A 22041-nucleotide genomic window follows, 5' to 3' on the forward strand; every position below is an offset into this window, starting at 1 on the left:
AATCGGTAGGCTCATGGGTGTGGCTTGATTTGAGCGGTTTCGCTGCGATTTTGCTCTTGTCGGATCAAAGTCTCCAGGTTCACCCCCGGCGGCAGCGCCGTAAAGACCCGATCCCCCGCCCGCAAGCCGGAGAGCACTTGGGTGATCCCGCCCTGGGTGAGGCCTGTTTCCACCGGTCGATAGACGGGCCGCTGGGTTCGCGGATCCAGCAGGATCACTCCCTCTTGGCCCTGCTCCCGCAAGATGGCCACCGAGGGCACCGTGAGCGCCTGAGGCTGCCGCTCCCCGATAAAATCCACCGAGACGTTCATGCCGGTGCGCAAAAAGTCTGCCCCCGCCTCCGGTTCGATCATGACCCGAAAGACGGTGACCTCCCGCACCACCACCGTGGCAGGGGCAATCCGCTTCACCCGCCCCTGCACCACCCGATCCGGATAGGCCAGGGAGCGGATCTCCACCGGCTGCCCCACCCGCACCTGGGCAATCTGCGCCTCCGGCACCTCGGCTCGCACCTCGATCCCCTGGGCCAGCGCCAAGATAGAGCTGGAAGAAGCGGCGGTGGCATCGGAAGCTGCGGTAGTGGGAGTTACAAAGGATCCCACCTCGGCAAAGCGCTGGACAACCACGCCGGAAAAGGGCGCCCGGATCTCGGCCTCAGCCAGGCGAGATTGCCGCTGGGCCAGCTCTGCCTCCGCTTGGGCAATCTGGGCTTGGATCTGCTGCAGCGTTTCTGGGCGGCTACCTGACCGCAATCGCTCCAGCTCCTGTTGAGCCGCTTGCCAGTCCGCCTGCGCCTGTTCCAGGCGGGCCAGGCGTTGATCCAGCTCGCTACGGGCCACCACCCCCTGCTGCACCAGGGTCTGAATCCGCTCCAATTCCCTTTCGGCCAACCTCACTTGCGACCGCGCCGCATCCACCCTGGCCTGGGCCGCCGCGATCACCTGGGGTCGCTCGCCAGCTTGCAGTTCCGCTAGGCGGGCCTGTAGCTCTTGGATGCGGGCTTGGGCTTGGCGAATGCCGCTGGCTAAATCCCCGTAATCCATCCGAGCCAACACTTGCCCTGCCACTACCTCATCTCCCTGATCCACCAGCAGCTCTGCCAGACGACCGGACTCGCGGGGGCTGACATTCACCTGCCGGATCGGCTGCACCTGGCCGCTCACCCGCAGGCGTTGGGCGAGATCTGTCACCTGCACGGGCACCGTTAGCCTCTCCAGGCGCTGGGCCGTCTGTTGCCGGAGCTGACGCTGAACGAGAATGCCGCCGCCCAAGCCGGCTAACAATATCCCCACAAGGATCCAGCCGATGGGCAGTCCTCTGTTGTGGGATCCGGTCTGTGGCAGAGGTTGGTCAGCAGATTTGGCAGGGGTTGGGGATCCCGTCTGGGGCTCATTGGTGCGCAGGATCACAAAAGTCTCTCGCCTTTAACAAGGGCTTTCTCTGTATCCAGCCTATTGAAAAAGGAGAGGGGGTGCAAACGCGGTTTCCCGCATGGCCATTGGGTTCGGACGGCTGGCAAGCTCTGTACAAAAAAAGGGGGGATTGCTACACTGATTAGCTGCCGATAACGCGGGAAAGCCATGAACGCTCGCATCAACGCCGAAGAGATCATCCGCTCCATCGAAGCGGCCCACATGAAGTCGGATCTGCCAGAGATCCATGTTGGCGATCAGGTACGGGTGGGGGTGCGCATTCAAGAGGGCGGCAAAGAGCGGGTGCAGGCCTTTGAAGGCACGGTCATTGCTATGCGTCACTCTGGATGCAACCGCACCATCACGGTGCGCAAGATTTTCCAGGGAATTGGAGTGGAGCGGGTCTTCCTAGTTCACTCGCCGCGCATCGACTCAATCCAGGTGTTGCGGCGTGGCAAGGTGCGGCGGGCCAAGCTGTTCTATCTGCGAAACCGAGTGGGCAAGGCCACTCGCATCAAAGCCAAAACGGATTCTAAAGAAGAAACCCTCTAAGGCTTTGGGCATACCTGCTACACTAGGTAAACTAGGTAAGGGGCTGACCCTTTACTACTCCTGCGTCCTTAGTTCAGTTGGTAGAACGTCGGTCTCCAAAACCGGATGTCGGGGGTTCGAGTCCTCCAGGACGCGTCAGCGGTTCGGCATTTTGAGGTGGCTTGGGGTAGATTCTCAAGCTTAAGCGCCCCGAGCTGCCAATTTTCAGAGAGAAGTCAGGGATCCAAGCCAACCGCTCCAACAAAAATTGGACGAGCCTGTTTAGACTCGCCGCTGCGGCCAAGGAACTTCGGCAGCAGCCGTTCGCAATCGGGCTGAGGGCGCTGCGGAGAGTCTTCCAGTTCCCCGTGAACGAGGATTAAAGAGATAGAGATCCCAACTTTTCCCGGGCCAAACCTAGGACTTCCTCGCTTCCTTCTTGATGCGATCCAACTCTGCCTGTAGCTCAGCAATCTGTTGGCGCAAACGGGCAGCTTCCGAAAGTTCAAGGGCAGTGCCAGTCTTGTCTTCAGCGTCGCCCATGTCGTCAATGTTGATCTTGCGAGGGGCGCCAGCAGACCTTTCCCCCCCCCTACGGTTGGCGTTGGCAGCGATGGCGTCCATGTAGGCCCGCGCCTCTTCGGCGGTCATCGCCCCCCGCTCCACCAATTCATCCACCAAAGCCTGGACCTGCTTGCGCAGCTCCAGCAGACGGCTGTTGGCTCTCCCGGCCACCTTTGCAGCATTGTCTGCCACCACCGCGGCCAAACCCATGCCGAAGTAGAAAGCCTTCTGAGCAAAGTTGGCGAGGGGGTTGTCTGTCTCGGCCATACAGGTGTGCGCTGCCAGGGCAGAGGTAAAACTTGGAAGAGGGCGACCCGGGTTGACGCGCCTGCTCAGAGCATCCCGTAGTGCTGCTATCTTCCGATCCTGACACGGTTTGGGCGTCGGAGCTGCACGGACCCAGGTCTTCCAGTAGCCTAACATTTTTCCTCTCTGCCCCGCTCGGCTTTCTGGAGGTGATCTCAGATCTTCTCCCCCTGTAGACGGCGGGAGGGGGCAGAGTACAGCGCGAGCCTTCCCGTCTTGCAAGGTAAACCTAAGGGGTTTCCGGCGGCTCCAGATAAACTGGGATCCGCTCCACAACGGTATCGCTGCGCCGCACCTCTTGTCCCTGGGCTTGGGGAATAGCCACCGGCAAGGTAACCGGTTGGGCAACGAAACAACTGGCCACCGGCAGAGCCTGCTCCAGTTCGTCGAGAGGGCGCGGGATCACAGCCACCGCGTTCAGCTCGCCGATGCGCTCTGCCTCGTACATGCCGGCATCGATGGCGATGGCCACGTTGGCCACCGTGCCCCGAATGATGGCCGTACACAGGCCGTCGCCAATGGTCTCGTAGGCGGCCAGTTGCACATCCGCCGTTTTCAGCATTGTGTCGGCGGCCCCTACCATAGCCGGAAAGCCGCGGGTTTCCAGCAGGCCCACGGCCAAGTTGCTGAGGCGGCTGTAGCCGCGGTTTTGTGCCAGTTGAGACAGCTTGCTGCTGACGGGCAGCACCGCCTCCAAGTTAGGCAAAGGCCGTGGAATGACCAAACTGGAGATCTCCTCTTGCTCAAACTGGCGGGCCACCTCGATCCCCTCCTCGATGGCAATGCGCACATCGGCAATCCCTCCCCGTACGATTGCCGTGCAGTAGCCTCCTGAGATCTTCTCAAAGCCGATCAGCGTCACCCCCGCCGACTTGGTCATGGCGTCGGCAATGCGCACAATGACCGGAAAGCTGCGTGTCTGAATAAGGCCCAAAGAGGTGGACATAGCACCCTACTTCTTTATGCCAGTGTAGCCCTCAAGACTGGCCACCCCCAGAGGATAGGATCTGCCGGTAAGGATAGATCTTGCCCAGCAGCCGATCCAGCTCCGAATAGCCCGGGATCCCATTTAGCTTGCGGGTCTTAGGGGATCTCGAGTTCTCTTGGGTTTGCTCAGCCGCCTCCTGCCAACGACGGGTTTGCTTTTCCACCTGGGCCAGCGGCGAGTCGGGGGGAGAGGGAGGGGTCGGCTCAGGCAAGGTTTCCTCAGGGGGTTCTATCGGCTCTTGCGGGGCCGCCGCCGACACGGGCTCTGCCTCGCTAGCCATGCCCACCTCCGCCTCTTGCCTGCTGGGATAGGTGGGATCCCCGACCAGCGAGCGGGGAGGGATCACCGCCTGGCTGAGCACTGAACAGTTGAGCAGCGTGGTTTCCGAGCCGATACAGGCGTTTTTGCCGATGGTGCCCTGCCCGATCACCAGCACCCCCATTCCCAAGGTGGCCCCCGCCTCCACGACGAGGGATCCCCCGCAGGCGTGCAGGATGGATCCCATGCCAATACAGACGCCTCGCCCGATCTCGATGCGACAGCCGGGGTTGGCCCGCAACAGCACTCCCGCTGCAATGCCTGCCCCTGCCTCCACCTGCACCTCGCCACTGACATAGTAGCGAGTTTCGCCGTTCTGGCTGGGCCAGGAGCGCAGCGTTGTAGAGGTGGGCAGAGGCAAAGCCAAGGTGCTCCTCATCGCTAGGAGGTCGGATCAAAACCAACCTTGAACCGACAGTGATCAGAGAACAGGCGGATCCCTCAAGGGGTTTGGATGATCTGCTCCAGCACCCGTCGTTTGGCTTTGGGGTCGATGCCCAGCAGGCGCACATACTCGCCGCGATGCTCCTCCAGGCAGGCTTCCAGAGCCGCCACCACCTGGGGCAGCTGGGTGGCCTCGATAGGGCTGCAGCTCTGCCAAGAGGAGGTGCGAAAACGCCGCTTGTCCGCATGTTCGGTGCCGATGCGGTAGCCCTGGCTGAGCAATTGCTGCACCTGTGCCACCACCTCGCTGCTGAGTCGGGTGCTGGCAGGAACGGTGGAAACAGGAGTAGCCGCCGGGGATCCCTGGGCTGCAGGGGCAGGCGACTTGCCGCCGGGGGTTTGAATGACGCGCTCGTAAACCCGCTTTTTCCCCTTGGGATCGATCCCCAACAGGCGCACGTAGTGGCCTTGGTGCTCCGCCAAAGCAGCCGTCAGCTCGGCCAACACCTCCGGCCCGCGGCTGGCGCGAATGGTCGGCCCGGTCTGCCAAGAGGAGGTTTTGAAGCGGCGCTCGTCAGCATATTCGTAGCCGATGCGATAGCCCTGGGCCAGCAGCCGATGTACCTCTTCCTGTAACTCCAGGTCGAGGCCAGCAGCGCTCCCTCCCAGCTTGCCCCCCTCTGCGGGCGAGGCTGTCCCGCCGCTGCTGCTCATCTGGGGCGTTTGAATCACCTTCTCCAGCACCCGCCGTTTGGCCTTGGGATCGATTCCCAGCAGGCGCACATACTCTCCCGTATGTTCGGCCAAGGCCGCCTGCACAGCCGCCAGGATCTCTTGGGCCGAGCCGCTCCAATTGCCCAAAGTCTGCCAGGAAGAGGTGCGGTAGCGGCGGACATCGGCCACCTCCAGGCCGACGCGATACCCCTGCGCCAATAGCGCCCGGATCTCCTCCTCCAAGCTGGCGTCAGGGCGCGGATTGGCTGCGCCGGAACCTGGGGCCGTAACCGAGACGTGGCTGGGGGATCCAGAAACGGTCGCCGGCCCCTCCGGGGTTTGGATGATCTGCTCCAACACCCGTCGTTTCGCCTTGGGGTCGATCCCCAACAGGCGCACGTATTCGCCGCGGTGCTCCGCCAAAATAGCCCCCAGCGATTGCATGACCTCGGCCTCGCGGGTGCTGGTGATCGGGCTTTCGCTCTGCCAGGAAGAGGTACGGAAGCGGCGGGCATCGGCATATTCCAGCCCTACCCGATAGCCTTGGGCCAACAGGGCGCGAACTTGCTCCACCACCTCCGGCTTGAGAAGGGATCCGCCGCCGTTCCGGCCGTCGGCGCGAGAGGAGGAATGAGTCATGGATGCCGTCTCCGTAGCCGTTGGGTTAGAGGTGCGCGACCGCAGAAGTTCGTTGCGAATGGGAGCAATACAGACCAGGTTTTCGCTGCAGTGATAGCCTTCCAGCAGAGCCTGGTTGATGCCGATCACATGTTGGGCAAACTTGGCATCGCTATCCTGCACATCGGGCAGCCGATCCGCCTCAGCTTGCGTGGTGATGATGGAGCCGGAGGGCACATACTTGCCCGGCGGGATCTCCACATCCTGGATCAAGCAGTGCAACATGACGATGCAGCCATCCCCCACCCGCGCGTTGAACACCGTGGAGCGGAAGCCGATAAAGCAGTTGTTGCCCACATAGGCTGGCCCGTGGATCAAGGCCATGTGGGCAATGGAGGTGTTCTTGCCAATCCACACGGAGTAGGGTTGGCCATCTTCCCCAATGACCCGCCCTTGCTCCAGGCCGTGGATTACCACCCCATCCTGGACGTTGGAGCCGTCGCCAATGTAGAAGGGAGAGCCCTCATCCGCACGGATGGAAGTTCCTGGGGCAATCAGCACCTGGGCGCCCACGCGCACATCCCCGATGAGATTGGAAAAGGAATGCACGTAGGCAGAGGGATGGATGGTCGGCTCCGCCAGGCGGCGAGACCAGGGCGTTGGCGGCGCAGCATAGGTGTGAGCAGGCATAACCGTGAGCCTCTAGAACACGTCAGAGAGAGGAAGGAGGGATCCCAGCTAGCGTTGGTCGCGCTTGTTGTAGAGGGAGCGACCGCCGATGCTGACGGTATCGATGATCGCCATCACCACTGCATCCAGCGGACGGGTTTCGTTTCCCTGCGGCTGGCGAGCTGCGCTGCCCTGGCTGACCAGCACCCACTCCTCGGCGCCGGCCCCCACCGGATCGGCAGCTACAGCGTAGTCGGGCTGCGGTCGGCCCTCGAGATCGACATACTGCACCACCAGAAACTTCACGCCTGTCAGGCTGGGATCCTTCTGGGTGCTGGTAACAGTGCCCCGCACAATCGCGATACGCATCTAGGGACGGGTGAAGGGACGGATGGCGTTGACCCCTTCGCGGAACTGAGCCACATCCTCGGTGTAGCGAATGGGCAACACGTACTCTAGGTTTTCGTGGGGACGGGCGATGATGTGCCAGGAGAGCAACTGGCCGCCATTGACCCGCTTCACCGACTCGATCCCGGCGGCCACCGAGGCCTGCACCTCGGAGACATCGCCCCGTACGATCACGGTGACGCGCCCGCTGCTGATTTTTTCATAACCCACCAGGGTGACGCGCGCGGCCTTTACCATGGCGTCGGCAGCTTCCACCACTGCCGGGAAGCCCAGGGTTTCGATCATTCCGACTGCAATAGCCATAGGGACTCCTTACGCTGAAATTGTGGAGGGGGTTGGAACCTGTCCAGATTTTCTGGATCGGGTCAGTTCCAGGCTAAGTGCAACTACTCAGTTAGGTACGAAACTGCTCCACTGCCTCCGTGTAGCGGATGGGCAGCACAAACTCCAGGTTTTCGTGGGGACGGGCGATGATGTGGTGGGAGAGGATCTCGCCCCCACTCACCCGTTTGGCAGACTCCAAGCCAGCGGCCACCGAGGCCTGCACCTCGGAGACATCGCCCCGTACGATCACGGTGACGCGCCCGCTGCCAATTTTTTCGTAACCCACTAGGGTGACGCGCGCGGCCTTTACCATGGCGTCGGCAGCTTCCACTACTGCCGGGAACCCGCGGGTTTCGATCATTCCGACTGCAATAGGCATATCAACTCTCCACTTTTGAACACTCAGTTCCTGAACGTTGCCGAACCCAGCAATAAGGCCAATCGATCTCCAAATTGATCTCGCCTATTGGGTTCGATCCTGCAATTTCCCTCGAACTCATCCAAGAGATCCTCTGCCCAACCCTCAGTGGACAGCTCTTCTCGGCAACACCTACTCCAGCCACCACAGACCTCCCCCTGGAGAGAAGGCCGTGCCCAACCCCCGACCTCAGACTCAATCAGACGGAGGCCAGAAAAGGTTGTGGGAGCCATCCGGGTTAACCACAACTGTCGCTCAGGCGGGCAAAGCTGCCAACTCCAGGCCAAGTCCCCATCTTTCTTGCACAAAATCGATCATACAAAATCGACGAGGACGCCCCAGAGAAGGGATCCCCCGACTCAACAAAATGATATCCCCATTCAATCCTGGACGAAAATCAATATTTTTAATTAGCACGATAGCTTTTTATTAAGAGAGACAAAATTGTTATCAACTCAAAAATAATTCTTGACATCTTTTCAGCTTTTGCCGTTATCGGCGCAGCGAGGGGGGCACTTCCAAGTCATGGGCTTCCATGAGGTCGGGTTGGCTCATCAGATGGGCCGGGGATCCCTGGGCGCAAATCCGGCCTTGATCTAAGAGGATCACCCGATCGCACACTTCCAGGATCAGTTCCAGATCGTGGGAAGCGAGCAGAAAGGTGTGCGTTGCTTGCAACAAAAAGGCGATTAGCCGGCGACGGGCGCGCAGATCCAGGTTGGCAGTCGGCTCATCGTAGAGTACCAACTGCGGCTGCATTGCCAGGATCCCGGCGATCGCGACCATGCGTTTTTCACCGCCGGAGAGATGATGGGGGGGACAGTTGGCCAAATTCAGGGTGCCGGTCATCGCCAGGGTTGCTTGGACCACAGCCGCGACCTCTGTCTCAGAACGTCCCAGGTTGCGCGGCCCAAAGGCTACATCCTCGGCCACCGAGGCGGCAAACAGTTGATCGTCGGGATCCTGAAACACCAGCCCCACCTCAGGGCGAAACTGGCCAGGCTGGAGCGGCTGCCCAAACAAAGTGATCTGGCCGGAACAGGGGGGCAACAGGCCAGCGAGGGCCAGGAACAGGGTGGTTTTGCCGGCGCCATTGGGGCCAATGATTCCTAGGCGCTGCCCGGCCTCAACCCGTAGATCCAGCCCTTGCAGCACCGGCGGACAACCGGGATAGGCGACCCACAACTGTTTGACCTCCACCGCCGGCGCTGTGTTCATGGCAGCAAGCTCATCCCAGGGCTAGCGCTGCTCCCAATGCTTCCAGCGCTTCTGGGTGGCGGCAGGGGTGAGCTGCAGGGTGGGTACGCTGGGGCTGGTCAGGTCGATCTGGAGAATTTCGTCGGGTGTACACTCGCAGTGGCGGCGCAGATCCCGCATTTGGTTGAGGGTTTGAATTTGCAGAGGCAGGCGGTCAGAAATCGGCCCCAGATAGACGTTGCCCAGCTCAGTGTGGAGCGTGATTCCCTCTCCCGACTGCCAATCTACGGTCTCGATCTGGATCTCAGCCTGTTGCAGGGCTTCGAGCAACAAGGCCCATTGCTCGGGCGCGTGGTTCTCCCAGCCCAGCAACTCCAGCTCAGGCCAGGAAAGGGAGGATCCGCTGTGGCGTCGAAAGGGATCGGGGGGCAGCCAATGGCCTTGCCGATCCACCCAGCCTGTCTGGTCGCCCCGACGGGCGCGCGCGACCAGTTGCCGTTCCCGCACCTGGACGATCACCCCCACCGGCAGCAGCCGCCGCTGTACCTGGACGCTTTCGATGGGAGAAGGGCGGGCCGGGGATGCCAGCAAGGCTCTTTCCAACACAGCCGGCTGCACCTGCCAGAGGTTCATTGGATAGGTCAGAGGCAGTTGCTCCCGGATCCAGTCGGGGTCGACCCAGTAGCTGCCCTTTACCTGAATTTGCTCCGGCCGGCGAATTTGCCAGTAGGGCTGCTGCAGGCCCAACACCAGCAGCGTCAGAACGCCCATCGAGCTGGCCAAGCGCCAGGATCCCTGCCAAAAGCGCTTGCGCCGTTGCTGACGCAAAAGTCGCCTGCGTTGCAGAAGTTGGTCGCGCGTGGGAGAAGCCAGAGGTACCATTAGCCCTCCCTCAAGCCAAAGGGGAGCATTCCATGCTCCTATTCAACTCGCGATCTCCTCGACCTGATCCGCCCGCAGCCAAATTGGAGGGGTGGGAACAGCCCCAAACTTAATCTGGAGGTAGTCGTCCTTGATATCCACCACTTCTCCAGGAGTTTCGAAGACGTAGTTGGGAATCAAAGGGTCGCTGGCCTGGGCTTCCAGGCTGCCTTGCAGTTTCTCGCGGATGGCCCGCACCAAAGTGCCTCGCTTAATCGCCATTGCCCCTCCTTCGATAGCCGTTGTATCCTGTGCCGCCAATAAGCCGGGTCCAGCCTACTTGCGCTTCAGGCTGCGGGCCATGTTGCGAAACATGTCCATGTCAGATCCCCCCTGGCGGCGTGAGCCTGCTCCACTGCTGCTGTTTGAGGTGGAAGAGCTTTGCTCAGGGGCTTTGGCCTGTTCTACGGCCAACTTAACTTTGCTTAGGGAAGAAACCTGCTCCACCACCTCCACCTTCTCCGTAGAGCCGAAATCCTGGAAGGTGTGCTTCACGATCCTAGGAGTGCGCATGTATTCGATGTTGCCAAGGGTTTTGGCCTCATCTGGGTCGAGAAAGAAGGTGTTGTCTTTCTTTTTGGCCGGCTGAGCAGCCGTCCCTGATGAAGGTTTGGAATCTGCCTGACCACGAGAGCCGAAAAAGCGCCTGAAGATGCCCACCATTGGTGTCTTGCCTGCAATGCGAAGAAAGTTGAGCCGGATCCCTAGACGTCGGGTCAGCCAGCCGCAGCTAGAAAGGTGACGGCTGAGCCCGGCTATGAAATCATGTTAAGCCAACTCAGGATAACATGCTCCCTGGCTGCAGGACGGCTTTCTCGGCCACATGTTCAACTCTCGGAGGCTCTGCCAGGGGAGGACCTTCGACCCTAGGCAAGTAGTCTGGCCAAGGGCAGCGAGCACATCCTCAGTCACGGCTCTTTAGTAAGTTTGGGGATCCCAATGACTGGCCAATGTACAGTTTTTTTGCTGGAAAATCCGTGTTGGCTCCCTTTTTGAGCTATGGCTTGACTCTTCACAATCAGTATGGGCAAGCAGTGTTAAGCCCGATCCCAGGAGGGGCAAACTATGACCATTCGATCCATCGTTGAAGAAGTCTTGCAAACTCGCCACTTTACCTCAGAACACGAGAGCCTAATCTACCGCCTGTTGTGCGATCGGTGTTTTGACGAGGCCGATTTGAAGGCATTGGCTTACCTGAGCGACGCTATGGTTCAGGGAATTGTTCAGCACTAGCCTCGGGATCCCTAAATAATTACAGGCGGCACTCCGGATGCCCGTCTTACGGAGAGGGCCCAAAAACTTTTGGGATCCCTTCCTCTGCGAAACCCTTTAGGCTCAAGAAGCTTCTGAGATCATCTCCAGAAGTGCGAGCGAAATTACCTGGCAGGCGTTGGGGAGCAAGCGTTACCCCTCTGCCTGCGAGGTGTAATGTATGGCAACCCTGAGCGGACTGCCTAAATTCAAGGCTGTGCCGATGCAGCGAGCCAAGATTTGAATGTTTTGCTTTTGCTCCGCCGATTCTAAAATCCTGGTAGAGGCCTTGCTCGGGCTGGCGATGGACGAATACCGGCTGTTCATCTTAAGCAAGCTCTCAATTTTGTTCAGCGGGTTGATATCTTATACGCGACTTGGAAAGTAATTGGAGAACAGCAAAAGAAATACCGCATCGTTCTTTGCTTAAAGACTAGAGCGGCTTGTCCCTCTCCCGCATCGGCGACCCTACGGATTTTGGCCGGCAAGGCACTCCCAGTTTTTCAGAGATGGCCGGTTTTCTCTCCGAGATCCCACGGGCGAAGGATCGCCGCCTTGCGGTGAGAGGCAACGAGAAAGGTAGAGGCTCGAGGCAATCTCGTCGCCCGATCCCTCCCTGTGGCCTTGCCGTCTGGAACAGCCCCTCGCTCTAGCAAGGGAATGGGTGTTCCTGTTCCGCCTTAAGATCCTAAGATAGGAGTTGAACGTCCCTGCTGGACTGGGTGCCTTTCCTTCACAACTTGGAAAGGGGGGGCCCAGCCGCAGAGGCGGGGGCGACGGCCGTTACGTTTTGAGAGGAATCCATGTTGTTCATTTTTAACCTAGCGAAGCGTCTGCAGCGCATCCTCCTCGCTCTCGTAGTCGGGGTGGCTGCGGTAGCTTTCCTGTCCAACCCTGCTGCTGCTGAAACCTACACGGTCAAGATGGGCTCTGACAAGGCCCAGCTCATTTATGATCCCCCCACCCTCACCATCAATCAGGGAGATACTGTTCGGTGGGTCAACAACAAGGTCTATCCTCACAACGTTGTCTTTGACAAGGTACCTGGTGGCGATGCGGCCCTGGCAGCCAAGCTGTCCCACAAGGCCCTGCTCACTGCTCCCAACCAAGTGGTGGAATCGGCCTTTGTCGATGTCCCTCTGGGTGAGTACACCTACTACTGCACTCCCCACCGGGGGGCTGGCATGGTCGGCAAGATCATCGTCAAGGGCTAGGCTGGCGCTCCAATTCCACTTCTCTGGTTGCTTTTTAAGAGGGAGATTCCGGCTCTGGCTTGCTGGCATGGGATCCCTGCCCGTAGCATAGAAAGTAGCCCTCTCGAGAGTGGGAGGGCTTTTTCGCGAATAGACGTTAGACAGGTTCCCCATGACCACCAGTGTTAAAGGCTACCTGCTCCTGGCCGTTTCCTGCATCAGTGCCATTGCCGCTGTGGGTTCGATTTTCGAGTTGGCTTCCGGTGAGCCGGATTTTGGCGTCGGCCCCACCAGCATTATCTTGATCGTCGCTGCTCCCTTGGCGGTTTGGCTGTTTCAATCGGCAGTTGGGGCGGCACGAGCCAGCGGCGCTGCCGGCAAGGGGGGCAAGAAGCGAAAGTAGGCAGGTAGATACGGGAAAACTGGGGGGAAGGGGATGGAGTCAGCGGGTTTGCTGTAAAGAAACTTGTGATTCTATCTCGGCTTCTGCTGGCTGATGAAACTCCGGCAACAGCTTTCGTTCTTGCACCGTTCCAAGGGCTGCTTCTAGCTCTGCCGTGGCTAGAGTACAACTGGAGCCAGATCCGTTCAATACGGTCTCGGTCACCTGTCCTTTTTTGTCGATCCGATATTCCACCTTGATGTACTCGGGCATCTGCACTCCACTCGCTGCTGCTCAACAACTGACTTTCTCCTACCCATTGTAGTTCTCGCTTTTTCCCCGCTCGATCTGGCTGGGCCGTATGGCTTCTGCTCGTCCCCCGTTTCCTCCTGCCAAAAGGGATCCCGGTATCCAGCGGGATCTGAGTTTGGGAGTAGGGGCGCTGCTGGGCGTTGTCCTGATCGGCACCCTTTGGTACCACGGGGTGGAGCAATGGCCTTGGGTGGAAGCTTTTTACATGAGCGTTATCACCCTAACTACTGTGGGCTTCATGGAGGTGCAGCCGCTGGGGGATCGGGGGCGCTTGTTCACGGTGGCCTTGATCCTGATGGGGGTCTTGAGCATCGGGTTCATGGTGAACCGCTTTACAGAGGCCCTCATCCAGGGGCATTTTCAGGAAGGGATCCGGCAGCGGAAGTGGAAGAAACAGATGGAAGCGCTGAACAACCACTACATCGTCTGCGGTTTTGGGCGCATTGGGCGACAGGTGGCCCAGGAGTTTCAGGCAGAGGGGGTGCCCTTTTTGGTGATCGATCAATCGGCCGAGGCAATTCAGGTGGCCCAAGAGCTGGGATATGTCGCTCTCCAGGGAGACAGCACTCTCGATGCCACCTTGCTGGCGGCGCGGGTGCAGCAGGCCGAGGGGTTGATTGCCGCCCTCTCCAGCGATGCCGAAAACCTCTATGTGGTGCTGTCGGCCCGCACCCTCAACCCTCGTATCCGCACCATTGCCCGCGCCAACACGGAAGAGGCTTTGCAAAAGCTGCAGCGAGCGGGCGTTGCCCACGCCATCTCTCCCTTCATCACCGGTGGAAAACGGATGGCAGCGGCTGCCCTGCGCCCCCGCGTGGTGGACTTTGTGGATGGGATCCTGTCGGGTCGAGATCGCACTTTTTACTTGGAAGAGTACGAGCTGGCGGCGCAAGAATGCCCCTATGTTGGCCAGACCCTGGGGAAAGCCAATCTAAGGGCGCGATCCGGCGCGTTGGTGGTGGCAATTCGGCGAGCCGATGGCCAGCTGATTGGCGGCCCCAGCGGTGACACCCTGTTGCAACCGGGGGATCTGCTGCTGTGTATGGGCACGGCCGAGCAGTTGCGCCGCCTGGGCCAGTTGCTCTATCCCCGCCCCTAGATGGGCTGGACAAGTCGGCTAGATACGCCTGAGGATGCTGGGGCCGTGGGAGTCGGTGCCGCAGGTTTTCAAAAGTCCGTAGGTCTCTGCCAGCTTTTCCCCAATCGCCGCCTCCTCTGGGCTGGGAGCCCAAATGTCGGGGTTTTTGTAGGCGTAGTAGACCTCAAGGCCATCCAGGCCCAACTCCACGGCTGCCGGCACCAGCTCTTCCGCAGGCAGCCAGTAGCGAAAGGGATGGGCCAACACCGCCAGGCCGCCTGCTGCTTGAATGGCCCCAATGGCCTCAGCGGCGGGCAGGCCGGGAACTTGCTCCCCCTGGATGTAGGGATCCAAAACAGGATCCGCCGGATCGAAGCCGTAGCCAAGAATATGCACCTCGCAGCCCAGCAGGTTGGCTGTAATCTCGATCCCCGTCCATAGCAGGGGGTCCTCGGGGCGATCCAGATAGGCTTGCGCTTGCTCGTAGCCCTTCAGGGTGTGGTGATCGGTGATGGCCAGGCCCTTGAGGCCGTGCCGGCGCGCCTGCTCCGCCAAGTCTGCCGGATCCATGCGCCCATCGGAGCAGCAGGTGTGCAGGTGAAAGTTGTACTGCAGCGGGCAGGAGAGAGGGCCGATCCCCTGCAGCACCCGCCGCAGCTCCGCCGCCGAGGCAGTTTGACAGGGATCCCGTTGCAAACTAACCAGCATGTCAACCCTTGGGTTGGGAACAGATAGCTCTCCAGAGCAGTCGACTCTGGAATTTTATCTTTTGTTAAGAACGCTCACCCATTCTAGCCAGGGCAAGGGAGGGGCGCCAGGTGTCAAGAACTACAGAATGGGCAAGGGATCCCTAGGGGCTTGCCAAGATCTCCTCGGCCGCCTTGATGGCCGCTCCAGGAGGGAAGTCGCCATAACCCAGCGTGTGCAGGGTCGACTCCAGGGCAGCCAGCGTGGTGAGAATGTCGCGGTCGCTCACAAAGCCCAGATGGCCGATGCGGAAGATCTTGCCCTTGAGGTGGTCTTGACCGGCAGCAAGGGCGATGTCGAAGCGTTTCTTCAGGGTGCTGCGGAGGGTATCGGCGTTGATCCCTTCAGGCGCCAGCACAGCAGTTACCGAGGGGCTGGCTGCCGACTCCGGGTTGACCAAAAGCTTCAGCCCCAGGGCCTTGACGCCGGCGCGGGTGGCCTGGGCCAAACGGGCGTGGCGGCGGCAGATGGCTTCCAACCCTTCGGCCCGCATCAGGCGCAGGGTTACCTGCAGGGCATAAAACAGGTTCACCGCGGGCGTAAAGGGAGTGGTGCCCTGGCGCAGGGCTTTTTGGGCCAGTTTAAAGCTCCAGTAGTACTTGGGAAAGCGAGAGCGCTCGGCAGCAGCCATGGCCCGCGGGCTCACCGCCACAAACCCCAGCCCGGGCGGGATCATGTAGCCTTTCTGGGATCCGGAGGCCACCACGTCTAGGCCCCACTCGTCCATAGGCACCGGCATGGCCCCCAAACTGGTGACCGCATCCACAATCACCAGGGCTTCTCCGTGCTCGCGGGCAGCAGCCGCGATGGCCTGCACATCGTTGGCTACGCCGCTGGAGGTTTCCGAGTGGGTGAGGATGACCGCCTTGATGGTCTTCTCCCGGTCGGCGGCCAGCTTTTCTTGGAAGACTTCGACAGGATAGGGCACGCCCCAGGGGGTCTCTATCCGCTCGCACTGCAGGCCAAACTGCTCCGACATCTCGGCCCAGCGCTCGCCAAACTTGCCGTTGACTCCCACCAAGACCCGCTCCCCGGGGCTGAGGGTGTTGAGGATCCCGGCTTCCATGGCCCCGGTGCCGCTGCAGGCAAAGACAAACACATCGGAGGTGGTCTGGTGCAGCCAGCGCAACCCCTCCGTCACCTCTTCCAGAATGGCGCTGAACTCTTGGCTGCGGTGCTCGATGGGCCCCCGCGCCATGGCCAGCAGCGCACTCTCGGGAACGGGAGTGGGGCCGGGGATCATCAACATCAACTTGTCTTTCATGCGGGTCCCGCTGGGGATGTCAGGTTTGAGAGGTGGCGGCCAGATTCGAACTGGCGCATAGAGGTTTTGCAGACCTCTGCCTTACCACTTGGCTACGCCACCCTACTCCTCAATCGGACAAAACATTGTATCCGAAAATGGGATCCCGCTTCCACTTGCTGCAGCCAACGGCAACAGCGCTCGGGTTCGCTAGGCATCGACAATAGCTTGGTAGCCCCGTACTTGAGTGCGGGGCGAAAAAGCCCTTGAGCCACTTTAGTTGCTTCATAGTTAGTACAGAGCTTCTCCAGGAAAACAACCTACTGCGGTGCAAAACCCGCGCGGCAATAACTAACCTGGAGGAACTTAAGTCCGAAGTAAGCAGAACTTTGAGGTTATGCCTCAAAGGACTGTCTAGGGGCGTCTTGACAGCGCCTTCGCGAGTCCATCTTGGGCTGCGTAAGAATCCGCTGGGTGGGAGTGTCAACTTCTTCTTGTACCCTCAGCAGGCGGGATCCCAGCAGCCGCTGCAGCCAGGGGGCGAGAAACTCGCGATTGGCCAACTGCTGCTGGGGATCCTGGGTTTCCAGAGGAAAGGGGGCAAGGGCCCGCAGGGCGGCGGTGGTAACACAGAACATGGCCTTTTGGAAGCTGAGGCAGATTTTCACCCGCAGGTCATCTTCCCCGCGCGGCTGGCGGCGGTAGTGCTCCCGCAAATAGCCAGGCAGGTGGCGCATCATATCCTGCATCAAGAGAGTAGGGGGGATCCCGGCGCTCCCCACCGGCAGCGGATCGGCATACAAAGCGCCGTAGGCGAAGTCCGCCTGCTCGGCCGGGATCTGGTGGGCCTGGGCATTGTAGGAGACGGTGCCCATGAAGGGAAAGGAGCGGAAAAACACAGCTTCCACGTAGGGCAGGGCCGTATCGGGCAGGAAGATCAGCCCCGCCGACAGGGGGATGATCTCGTAGCGGCGGCCCCAGATGCAGGGGGCGTAGGTGATGGGCTTGTTGGCAGCTGCCACCAACCCCTGCTGAATGTGGGCTACTACGTCGGGAAGCGTGAGCTGCGGTTCGCTCTCGCGGCGCTTGGCCAAGGCCAGGAAGATATCGCTCATCACCCGCCAGAACTGGCCCAGGCCGCTGTACATGGCCAGCATGCGCACCTGTTCCAGCGCAAAGTCGGGGCAGAGGAAGTTGAGGCCCTGCAGAAGGGGGTTGAAGCGGAACTTGGCCTGGATGGCCACCTTGGCCCGCTCGACAAATTCGGGAGTATCCAGATAGCGATCGAGGCCTCCCCCTCCATGCCAGAGCATGGCTTTCATGCAGTATTCGGCAAACTCGTAGTTGATGCGGTCATGCCAGAGGTAGCGCAGCCATTTGCCCAGGGTGATTTCGCCGTTGAAGTACTTAAAAACTGGGAAGAGCTCCAAAAATTGGTGGTCGGCTATGAAGATCAAATTCTGGGAGTAGGCATCCAGCACCTGGCCGTAGCTGTGGAGGATGCCGATGACCTCCAGCCGGTTGCTGGAAGAATCCGGCACAAGGGCTCCCCCTGCTTCTAGGCGTTGGACGATGGGAGCCAGTCGCCGTTGCTCTAGAGGATCTAAGCCAGCCAGAAAGAAACAGGAAGGAGCGGGAACAAGGGTGGCCGTCATGGGAGAAGGAGGGGTTGAGACAACAACAAAAACTCAGTCGTATCACTAAATCGTCACAACGAAGAGAACCCAGGCTCGAAAGCAGTGGTCGGCCCGCCTGCTTCGGCAAGATTGAGGGCCGCCGGCTTGGCCAAATGGGCGGCGGTGGACTCCACCCAGTGGGTTGCCCAGGCAGGCTGGAGGCCAAGCACCACCACCAGCGAGGCCAAAACTACAGCAGGCAGGCGTTCTCCCGTGGCGCGTCGTTGCATGGCAATGGCCACTTCCGAGAGGCGCCCGAAAAAGACGCGGTTCACCATCAGCAAAAAGTAGGCCGCCGTCAATCCCGTCCCCACCATGCACAGCAACGTCTGCAGGGGGAAGACGGGGAAGCTGCCCCGAAAGAGGGTGAACTCGGCAATAAAGCCCACCAGGCCGGGCGTGCCGCCGCTGGCCATCACCCCCAACACCATCAAGCTGCCAACAAGTGGCAGGCCGCGTTCCGGGTTGAGCAATCCCCGCAGCCGCTTGAGATCCCGCGTGCCGGTGTTGGCGTAGACAGCACCCACCAGCAAAAACAGCAGCGAGGAAATCAGCCCATGGCTCACCATCTGGAAGACGGATCCCACCAAGGAGAGGGGGGTGGCCGCCGCCGTGCCCAGGAGAATGTAGCCCATGTGGGCAATGGAGCTGTAGGCCACCAGCTTTTTCATGTCTTGCTGCACCAAGGCGTTCAGGGATCCATACAGCACATTGGCCACCGCCCAACTGGCCAGCCACGGCCCGGCTTGCTCCCAGGCATCGGGCAAAAGCTGCAGGCCAAAGCGCACCAGGCCATAGGTGCCCAACTTGAGCAAGAGCCCCGCCAAGAGCACAGAAATGGGGGTGGAAGCCTCCACGTGGGCGTCCGGCAGCCAGGTGTGGAAGGGCACCAAGGGGATCTTGATGGCCAGCCCCAGCAGGATGGGAATGAGGATGAGAATCTGGGGCAGCAGGGGCAAGGGGTGGGCCTGCAAAACGGTGTAGGTAAAACTGTGGGCGTCGCTCAGCCAACTGAGGCCGAAAAAGCCAATCAGCAGAAGCACCCCCGAGAGGGCGGTGTAGACCAAAAACTTGGTGGCGGCATAGGTGCGCCGCGGCCCGCCCCAGATGGCAATCAGCAGATAAAGGGGAATTAGCTCGACTTCGTAGAACAAGAAAAACAGCAGCAAGTTCTGGGCCAGAAAAGCCCCCACAATGGCGGCTGCTAGCAGCAACACCAAGCTGTAGTAGAGGCGGGGCCGCTCCACCGGGCCGCTGGCCCAGAGGGCAATCAATACCAGCAAGCCGGTCATCACCACTAGCGGCAGGGAGATCCCGTCCACCCCCAGCTCGTAAACCAGGCCCAACTGCGGGATCCAGGCCATCTGTTCGGCCATCTGGATCCCTTGCGCTTGGGGATCAAACTGCAGCAGCAGCCCCAAGCTCAGCCCCAACCAAGCCAGGCCGAAGCCCAAGGCCAAACTTCGGTGCAGGCCCTTCCCCGCTTGCTCGGGGATCAGCCCCACCAGCAGGCCACCCAATAGGGGGATCCCGATTAGAAGGCTGAGCATGGTTCCTGATACATTTACGCTGAACACTGCTGAACATCACTGTTCAACTATGCAGCGATAGCATTCTGCTTGTTTCCATTCGCGTTAGCGGGACGGAGTCCAAACAGAATGGCGGTATCCCGCAAAGCTTTGAGTAGAATACCCAAAGCGCAGTTTCCGTGTCGTCTTACTACCAATTTTCTGCTTTGCTTTGGCTACCATGTTGGCAGACTCGAAAGTAAACAGAAAGATCAACTGGTAGTAATCCGTACTGAACATATTATACATTATTTTCAGTATAGTTGAGCTTATTATTGACTAGAGTCATGCTCCCGTCTCAATAGGCTAATCCCACCAGGGGCGAGCGCAGCAGCCAAGCGGTAACCACCACGACCCCGATGACAATGAGCAACACGTAGAGCTGCATCCGCCCCGACAGGGTGTACTTGAGGGCTTCGCCGCTAAACCAAAAAGCCAGGCTCACTCCGTTCACCAGGCCATCCACCCCGTTGCGATCCAGCCACTCCAGTCCGCGGGAAAGGGCGCCGACCGGCTGCACCACCAAAGCCTGGTAGAGCTGCCCGGTGTAGAAATCCTGCGCCAACAGATCCTGCAGCTCCGGCCAGGGTAGGCGCAGCCGCCGCCGACCCCCCCAGTACAGCCAAGCACCAACACCGGCCCCCAGCAAACCCGAGGCCGCCAGCAGAGCCGCCATCTGCTGCAGCTCTGGGATCCAACCGGGATAAAGCCCCCAGCGCCAAAACAGCCAGGGCATGAGCAGGTTCTGCACCGTCAGAATGACCATGGGCAGGGCCATCGGCCAGCCCACCTCAGGGGCACGGCGCGTCTTGGGCTGCGGGGATCCCAAGAAGACCAGGCCAAACACCCGCGCCAGGTTCAAAGCCGTCAGCCCATTCATCAGCAGCAACACCCCCAACAGGGCCGGCTGCAGGGCGCTGTACACCAGCGCCAGGCGGATTAGGATCCAAAAGCACCCCAGGGGCAACAGGGCCACCATCCCCAGGGATCCCACAGCAAAGGCGGCCACCGTAGCCGGCATGCGGCCCCCTAGGCCCCCCAGCTCCGTCAGATCTTGGGTAGAAGTGGTGTAGATGAGGGATCCCACCCCCATAAACAGCAGCGCCTTGGCCAGGCCGTGCAGCAGCAGCAGCTCCAGCGCCAAATCCGGCTGCCCCGTCCCCACCGCCCCAAACACCAGGCCCAGGTAGGCGCTGGTGGAATAGGAGAAGGTGCGCTTGAGATCGATTTGCGCCAAGGCCACCAGGGATCCCCCTACGGCTGTGATGGTGCCGATGGCCACCAGCACCCCATCCGTGAAAGGGGAGAGGGCCAAGACTGGCTGCAGCTTGATGAGGACAAAAGCTCCAGCGGCCACCACTGCCGAGTTGCGCAGGATCGAAGCCGGGTTGGGCGCCTCCATGGCCTCATCCAGCCACAGGTGCAGCGGGAACTGGGCGCACTTGCCCAGCGGCCCGGCAATCAAAGCCAACCCCATCAAGGCCGCCCAAGTTGGATCCAAGCTGGCCGTAGCCGCCCAATCGCGCAGGCCGGAAAAGGTCAAGGAGCCGGAGAAATTGGAAACCGCCACCACCCCCATCAACAGCAGCAGGTCTCCCACCCGTTTGGTGAGAAAAGCATCCCGCGCCGCCGTGACCACCAGCGGCTGGGCGTACCAAAAGCCCACCAATAAGTAGGTGGAAAGCGTGAGCATCTCCAGCAGCGCGTAGCTGAGAAACAGCGAATCGCTGAGGGCGATCCCCGTCATCCCCCCCTCAAAAAAGCCCATCAGGGCGGCAAAGCGGCCCAACCCCCAATCCTTGTCCAGGTACCCCAGGGCGTAGATCTGGGCCAGCAAGCTCAAGCCGCTTACCCAGACCACCGCCCCCAGCGTCAGAGGCGAGACCTCCAAAGCCAGGGACAAGTCCAAATCGGCCACCCGAAACCAGAGGTAGTTCAGGAGCTGGGGATCCCGACCCCAAACTTGTCGCAACAGCCAAAAGCTATGAGCAAGGGCCGCAAAGGTCAGCAGGATATTGAGGTAGGCTGCCGGACGTGGGCCACTGCGCTTGATCCAGCCAGCGGCCCAAGGAAGAGCCAGCGCTGTCCCTACCCAGCCATAAAAGGGGAGACACCAGGCGCTCTCTGGCCCAATTGCCCAGTCTTCAAAACCCGCCATCTGCTGCTTGCAACAAGTAGTTAAGCATTTTTTAATGAACAGCTACAGTCCAATATAATATAATATTAGGAGTTTTCCAGCGGCAGCGTCTCTCCCCACTTGGACACAGCTTCTGCCTCTGCCTAGGCAAGCAGGCGGCGCCCTTAGATTCTTTGAGCTCCCGGTTCTTTTGGACAGAAAATGGCGGCGCTCCGAATACCTTGCCCAGACCCCGGCTGGGGCTATCGCGGATTGGCGCCAGGGGGAGTGAGACCCCTCACCGATTGATTCTCCTCTTTAGGCTGGGCAGCCCTCCTGACCACAGCCAGGACTATCGCCTGCAAGCCGAGGTGTGGCACGAGGTGGAAGCTTGGGGATCCCCCTGGTGGCTGCAGTTGGATCCCCGCCATCAGAACCTTTGGGGTACTCGCGCCACAGCGCAGCTTGGCGGGATGGAGGATAGGCGGTGAGACGAAGGGGTTCAATGCCCCTGAGTCTCACAATCTGGGCGTTGCCTGCTGCTCGACATACTTCTTCAACTGCTCAACGGTGACCCCACCACAAGAGGCAACAAAATAGGTCCCTGCCCAAAATACAGGCTTGCTGTAGAACCGTGCCACCTCTGTGGCGAACTCTTTGCGAATCAACCGGCTGGAGACTGTTTTCAGGTTGTTCACCAGCT

At 60.2% G+C, this 22041-nt stretch carries 25 protein-coding genes, 2 tRNA genes and 1 other RNA gene; 7 read left to right on the top strand and 21 right to left on the bottom strand.

The features are described 5' to 3' along the window. Nucleotides 1–11 precede the first annotated feature (11 nt). The gene (locus ACVWXC_RS10095) at nucleotides 12–1409 is read right to left on the bottom strand and encodes an efflux RND transporter periplasmic adaptor subunit (RefSeq protein ID WP_011430458.1); all 1398 of its coding nucleotides are present in this window, start codon (nucleotides 1407–1409) and stop codon (nucleotides 12–14) included. A gap of 171 nt (nucleotides 1410–1580) precedes the next feature. On the opposite strand from ACVWXC_RS10095, the gene rplS reads away from it, so the two are divergent. Both rplS and ACVWXC_RS10105 read left to right on the top strand, forming a co-directional pair. Next, nucleotides 1581–1964 (top strand): 50S ribosomal protein L19, encoded by a 384-nt coding sequence (gene rplS / locus ACVWXC_RS10100; protein WP_011430457.1) that lies wholly within the window; start codon nucleotides 1581–1583, stop codon nucleotides 1962–1964. Between the two features lie 62 nt (nucleotides 1965–2026). Next, a tRNA-Trp gene (locus ACVWXC_RS10105) sits at nucleotides 2027–2099 on the top strand. Between the two features lie 261 nt (nucleotides 2100–2360). Here ACVWXC_RS10105 and ACVWXC_RS10110 read toward each other — a convergent pair. The 12 genes from ACVWXC_RS10110 to ACVWXC_RS10165 all read right to left on the bottom strand — a co-directional run bounded on the left by ACVWXC_RS10110 (nucleotide 2361) and on the right by ACVWXC_RS10165 (nucleotide 10435). Continuing rightward, the gene (locus tag ACVWXC_RS10110; protein ID WP_011430456.1) at nucleotides 2361–2774 is read right to left on the bottom strand and encodes a hypothetical protein; all 414 of its coding nucleotides are present in this window, start codon (nucleotides 2772–2774) and stop codon (nucleotides 2361–2363) included. Nucleotides 2775–2815: 41 nt separating this feature from the next. Next, an RNA gene (gene ffs, locus ACVWXC_RS10115) (signal recognition particle sRNA small type) lies at nucleotides 2816–2913 on the bottom strand. 129 nt (nucleotides 2914–3042) lie between these two features. Continuing rightward, nucleotides 3043–3759 carry a BMC domain-containing protein gene (locus ACVWXC_RS10120; protein ID WP_099812055.1) on the bottom strand — a complete coding sequence of 239 codons (717 nt, stop codon included), beginning with the start codon at nucleotides 3757–3759 and terminating at the stop codon, nucleotides 3043–3045. A 31-nt stretch (nucleotides 3760–3790) separates the two neighbouring features. Continuing rightward, complete coding sequence (locus ACVWXC_RS10125) at nucleotides 3791–4486, bottom strand: LbetaH domain-containing protein (RefSeq protein WP_228375217.1); 696 nt, start codon at nucleotides 4484–4486, stop codon at nucleotides 3791–3793. Nucleotides 4487–4560: 74 nt separating this feature from the next. Next, complete coding sequence (locus ACVWXC_RS10130; RefSeq protein ID WP_099812057.1) at nucleotides 4561–6525, bottom strand: ribulose bisphosphate carboxylase small subunit; 1965 nt, start codon at nucleotides 6523–6525, stop codon at nucleotides 4561–4563. Between the two features lie 48 nt (nucleotides 6526–6573). After that, on the bottom strand, nucleotides 6574–6873 hold the full coding sequence (locus ACVWXC_RS10135) for a EutN/CcmL family microcompartment protein (protein WP_011430452.1): 300 nt from the start codon (nucleotides 6871–6873) through the stop codon (nucleotides 6574–6576). Continuing rightward, complete coding sequence (locus tag ACVWXC_RS10140; RefSeq protein ID WP_011430451.1) at nucleotides 6874–7215, bottom strand: carbon dioxide-concentrating mechanism protein CcmK; 342 nt, start codon at nucleotides 7213–7215, stop codon at nucleotides 6874–6876. A 91-nt stretch (nucleotides 7216–7306) separates the two neighbouring features. After that, a complete protein-coding gene (locus ACVWXC_RS10145) occupies nucleotides 7307–7615 on the bottom strand; it encodes a carbon dioxide-concentrating mechanism protein CcmK (RefSeq protein WP_011430450.1) in 309 nt (102 codons plus the stop codon). 531 nt (nucleotides 7616–8146) lie between these two features. Continuing rightward, nucleotides 8147–8872, bottom strand: a complete 726-nt coding sequence (locus tag ACVWXC_RS10150) for an energy-coupling factor ABC transporter ATP-binding protein (protein WP_011430448.1) — start codon at nucleotides 8870–8872, stop codon at nucleotides 8147–8149. A gap of 21 nt (nucleotides 8873–8893) precedes the next feature. After that, nucleotides 8894–9733 (bottom strand): cell division protein FtsQ/DivIB, encoded by an 840-nt coding sequence (locus ACVWXC_RS10155; protein WP_011430447.1) that lies wholly within the window; start codon nucleotides 9731–9733, stop codon nucleotides 8894–8896. A 42-nt stretch (nucleotides 9734–9775) separates the two neighbouring features. Next, entirely contained in the window at nucleotides 9776–9994 is a 219-nt protein-coding gene (gene ndhO, locus ACVWXC_RS10160; protein WP_011430446.1) for an NAD(P)H-quinone oxidoreductase subunit O, read from the bottom strand. A gap of 54 nt (nucleotides 9995–10048) precedes the next feature. After that, nucleotides 10049–10435 (bottom strand): hypothetical protein, encoded by a 387-nt coding sequence (locus tag ACVWXC_RS10165; protein ID WP_011430445.1) that lies wholly within the window; start codon nucleotides 10433–10435, stop codon nucleotides 10049–10051. Between the two features lie 402 nt (nucleotides 10436–10837). Here ACVWXC_RS10165 and ACVWXC_RS10170 point away from each other — a divergent pair, with 402 nt between their 5' ends. From ACVWXC_RS10170 to ACVWXC_RS10180, 3 genes are all read left to right on the top strand, one after another. After that, nucleotides 10838–11005 (top strand): hypothetical protein, encoded by a 168-nt coding sequence (locus ACVWXC_RS10170; RefSeq protein ID WP_011430444.1) that lies wholly within the window; start codon nucleotides 10838–10840, stop codon nucleotides 11003–11005. Between the two features lie 821 nt (nucleotides 11006–11826). Then, on the top strand, nucleotides 11827–12237 hold the full coding sequence (petE, locus tag ACVWXC_RS10175) for a plastocyanin (protein WP_011430443.1): 411 nt from the start codon (nucleotides 11827–11829) through the stop codon (nucleotides 12235–12237). 151 nt (nucleotides 12238–12388) lie between these two features. Next, nucleotides 12389–12619, top strand: coding sequence for a hypothetical protein (locus tag ACVWXC_RS10180; protein ID WP_011430442.1), 231 nt, complete (start codon nucleotides 12389–12391; stop codon nucleotides 12617–12619). A gap of 39 nt (nucleotides 12620–12658) precedes the next feature. On the opposite strand, the gene ACVWXC_RS10185 is transcribed toward ACVWXC_RS10180, so the two are convergent. Continuing rightward, on the bottom strand, nucleotides 12659–12871 hold the full coding sequence (locus tag ACVWXC_RS10185) for a DUF2997 domain-containing protein (protein ID WP_011430441.1): 213 nt from the start codon (nucleotides 12869–12871) through the stop codon (nucleotides 12659–12661). Between the two features lie 88 nt (nucleotides 12872–12959). On the opposite strand from ACVWXC_RS10185, the gene ACVWXC_RS10190 reads away from it, so the two are divergent. Further along, complete coding sequence (locus ACVWXC_RS10190; protein ID WP_011430440.1) at nucleotides 12960–14009, top strand: potassium channel family protein; 1050 nt, start codon at nucleotides 12960–12962, stop codon at nucleotides 14007–14009. An 18-nt stretch (nucleotides 14010–14027) separates the two neighbouring features. Here ACVWXC_RS10190 and ACVWXC_RS10195 read toward each other — a convergent pair whose 3' ends face one another. From ACVWXC_RS10195 to ACVWXC_RS10220, 6 genes are all read right to left on the bottom strand, one after another. After that, a complete protein-coding gene (locus ACVWXC_RS10195) occupies nucleotides 14028–14696 on the bottom strand; it encodes a PHP domain-containing protein (protein ID WP_011430439.1) in 669 nt (222 codons plus the stop codon). A gap of 142 nt (nucleotides 14697–14838) precedes the next feature. After that, nucleotides 14839–15999, bottom strand: a complete 1161-nt coding sequence (locus ACVWXC_RS10200) for a pyridoxal-phosphate-dependent aminotransferase family protein (protein WP_011430438.1) — start codon at nucleotides 15997–15999, stop codon at nucleotides 14839–14841. A gap of 30 nt (nucleotides 16000–16029) precedes the next feature. Then, nucleotides 16030–16101: transfer RNA gene (locus ACVWXC_RS10205), tRNA-Cys, on the bottom strand. A gap of 272 nt (nucleotides 16102–16373) precedes the next feature. After that, a complete protein-coding gene (locus ACVWXC_RS10210; protein WP_457392471.1) occupies nucleotides 16374–17633 on the bottom strand; it encodes a CO2 hydration protein in 1260 nt (419 codons plus the stop codon). 53 nt (nucleotides 17634–17686) lie between these two features. Then, nucleotides 17687–19204 (bottom strand): NADH-quinone oxidoreductase subunit M, encoded by a 1518-nt coding sequence (locus ACVWXC_RS10215; RefSeq protein ID WP_011430436.1) that lies wholly within the window; start codon nucleotides 19202–19204, stop codon nucleotides 17687–17689. Between the two features lie 316 nt (nucleotides 19205–19520). Further along, nucleotides 19521–21380: an NAD(P)H-quinone oxidoreductase subunit F gene (locus ACVWXC_RS10220; RefSeq protein ID WP_011430435.1), complete on the bottom strand. Its 1860-nt coding sequence runs from the start codon at nucleotides 21378–21380 to the stop codon at nucleotides 19521–19523. A gap of 263 nt (nucleotides 21381–21643) precedes the next feature. Here ACVWXC_RS10220 and ACVWXC_RS10225 point away from each other — a divergent pair, with 263 nt between their 5' ends. Further along, complete coding sequence (locus tag ACVWXC_RS10225; protein WP_457392475.1) at nucleotides 21644–21829, top strand: hypothetical protein; 186 nt, start codon at nucleotides 21644–21646, stop codon at nucleotides 21827–21829. A 27-nt stretch (nucleotides 21830–21856) separates the two neighbouring features. Here the strand turns inward: ACVWXC_RS10225 and ACVWXC_RS10230 are convergent. Further along, nucleotides 21857–22041 (bottom strand): IS200/IS605 family transposase (locus tag ACVWXC_RS10230; protein ID WP_457392478.1); only part of this gene is annotated, 185 nt, incomplete at its 5' end.

Source organism: Thermostichus sp. OS-CIW-20 (genome assembly GCF_054061455.1).

Excerpts from the sequence above, each read along its gene's own strand:
- rplS (WP_011430457.1), top strand. The coding sequence starts at position 1,581 with ATGAACGCTCGCATCAACGCCGAAGAGATCATCCGCTCCATCGAAGCG.
- ACVWXC_RS10110 (WP_011430456.1), bottom strand. The coding sequence starts at position 2,774 with ATGGCCGAGACAGACAACCCCCTCGCCAACTTTGCTCAGAAGGCTTTC.
- ACVWXC_RS10120 (WP_099812055.1), bottom strand. The coding sequence starts at position 3,759 with ATGTCCACCTCTTTGGGCCTTATTCAGACACGCAGCTTTCCGGTCATT.
- ACVWXC_RS10130 (WP_099812057.1), bottom strand. The coding sequence starts at position 6,525 with ATGCCTGCTCACACCTATGCTGCGCCGCCAACGCCCTGGTCTCGCCGC.
- ACVWXC_RS10135 (WP_011430452.1), bottom strand. The coding sequence starts at position 6,873 with ATGCGTATCGCGATTGTGCGGGGCACTGTTACCAGCACCCAGAAGGAT.
- ACVWXC_RS10140 (WP_011430451.1), bottom strand. The coding sequence starts at position 7,215 with ATGGCTATTGCAGTCGGAATGATCGAAACCCTGGGCTTCCCGGCAGTG.
- ACVWXC_RS10145 (WP_011430450.1), bottom strand. The coding sequence starts at position 7,615 with ATGCCTATTGCAGTCGGAATGATCGAAACCCGCGGGTTCCCGGCAGTA.
- ACVWXC_RS10150 (WP_011430448.1), bottom strand. The coding sequence starts at position 8,872 with ATGAACACAGCGCCGGCGGTGGAGGTCAAACAGTTGTGGGTCGCCTAT.
- ACVWXC_RS10155 (WP_011430447.1), bottom strand. The coding sequence starts at position 9,733 with ATGGTACCTCTGGCTTCTCCCACGCGCGACCAACTTCTGCAACGCAGG.
- ndhO (WP_011430446.1), bottom strand. The coding sequence starts at position 9,994 with ATGGCGATTAAGCGAGGCACTTTGGTGCGGGCCATCCGCGAGAAACTG.
- ACVWXC_RS10165 (WP_011430445.1), bottom strand. The coding sequence starts at position 10,435 with ATGGTGGGCATCTTCAGGCGCTTTTTCGGCTCTCGTGGTCAGGCAGAT.
- ACVWXC_RS10170 (WP_011430444.1), top strand. The coding sequence starts at position 10,838 with ATGACCATTCGATCCATCGTTGAAGAAGTCTTGCAAACTCGCCACTTT.
- petE (WP_011430443.1), top strand. The coding sequence starts at position 11,827 with ATGTTGTTCATTTTTAACCTAGCGAAGCGTCTGCAGCGCATCCTCCTC.
- ACVWXC_RS10180 (WP_011430442.1), top strand. The coding sequence starts at position 12,389 with ATGACCACCAGTGTTAAAGGCTACCTGCTCCTGGCCGTTTCCTGCATC.
- ACVWXC_RS10185 (WP_011430441.1), bottom strand. The coding sequence starts at position 12,871 with ATGCCCGAGTACATCAAGGTGGAATATCGGATCGACAAAAAAGGACAG.
- ACVWXC_RS10190 (WP_011430440.1), top strand. The coding sequence starts at position 12,960 with ATGGCTTCTGCTCGTCCCCCGTTTCCTCCTGCCAAAAGGGATCCCGGT.
- ACVWXC_RS10195 (WP_011430439.1), bottom strand. The coding sequence starts at position 14,696 with ATGCTGGTTAGTTTGCAACGGGATCCCTGTCAAACTGCCTCGGCGGCG.
- ACVWXC_RS10200 (WP_011430438.1), bottom strand. The coding sequence starts at position 15,999 with ATGAAAGACAAGTTGATGTTGATGATCCCCGGCCCCACTCCCGTTCCC.
- ACVWXC_RS10210 (WP_457392471.1), bottom strand. The coding sequence starts at position 17,633 with ATGACGGCCACCCTTGTTCCCGCTCCTTCCTGTTTCTTTCTGGCTGGC.
- ACVWXC_RS10215 (WP_011430436.1), bottom strand. The coding sequence starts at position 19,204 with ATGCTCAGCCTTCTAATCGGGATCCCCCTATTGGGTGGCCTGCTGGTG.
- ACVWXC_RS10220 (WP_011430435.1), bottom strand. The coding sequence starts at position 21,380 with ATGGCGGGTTTTGAAGACTGGGCAATTGGGCCAGAGAGCGCCTGGTGT.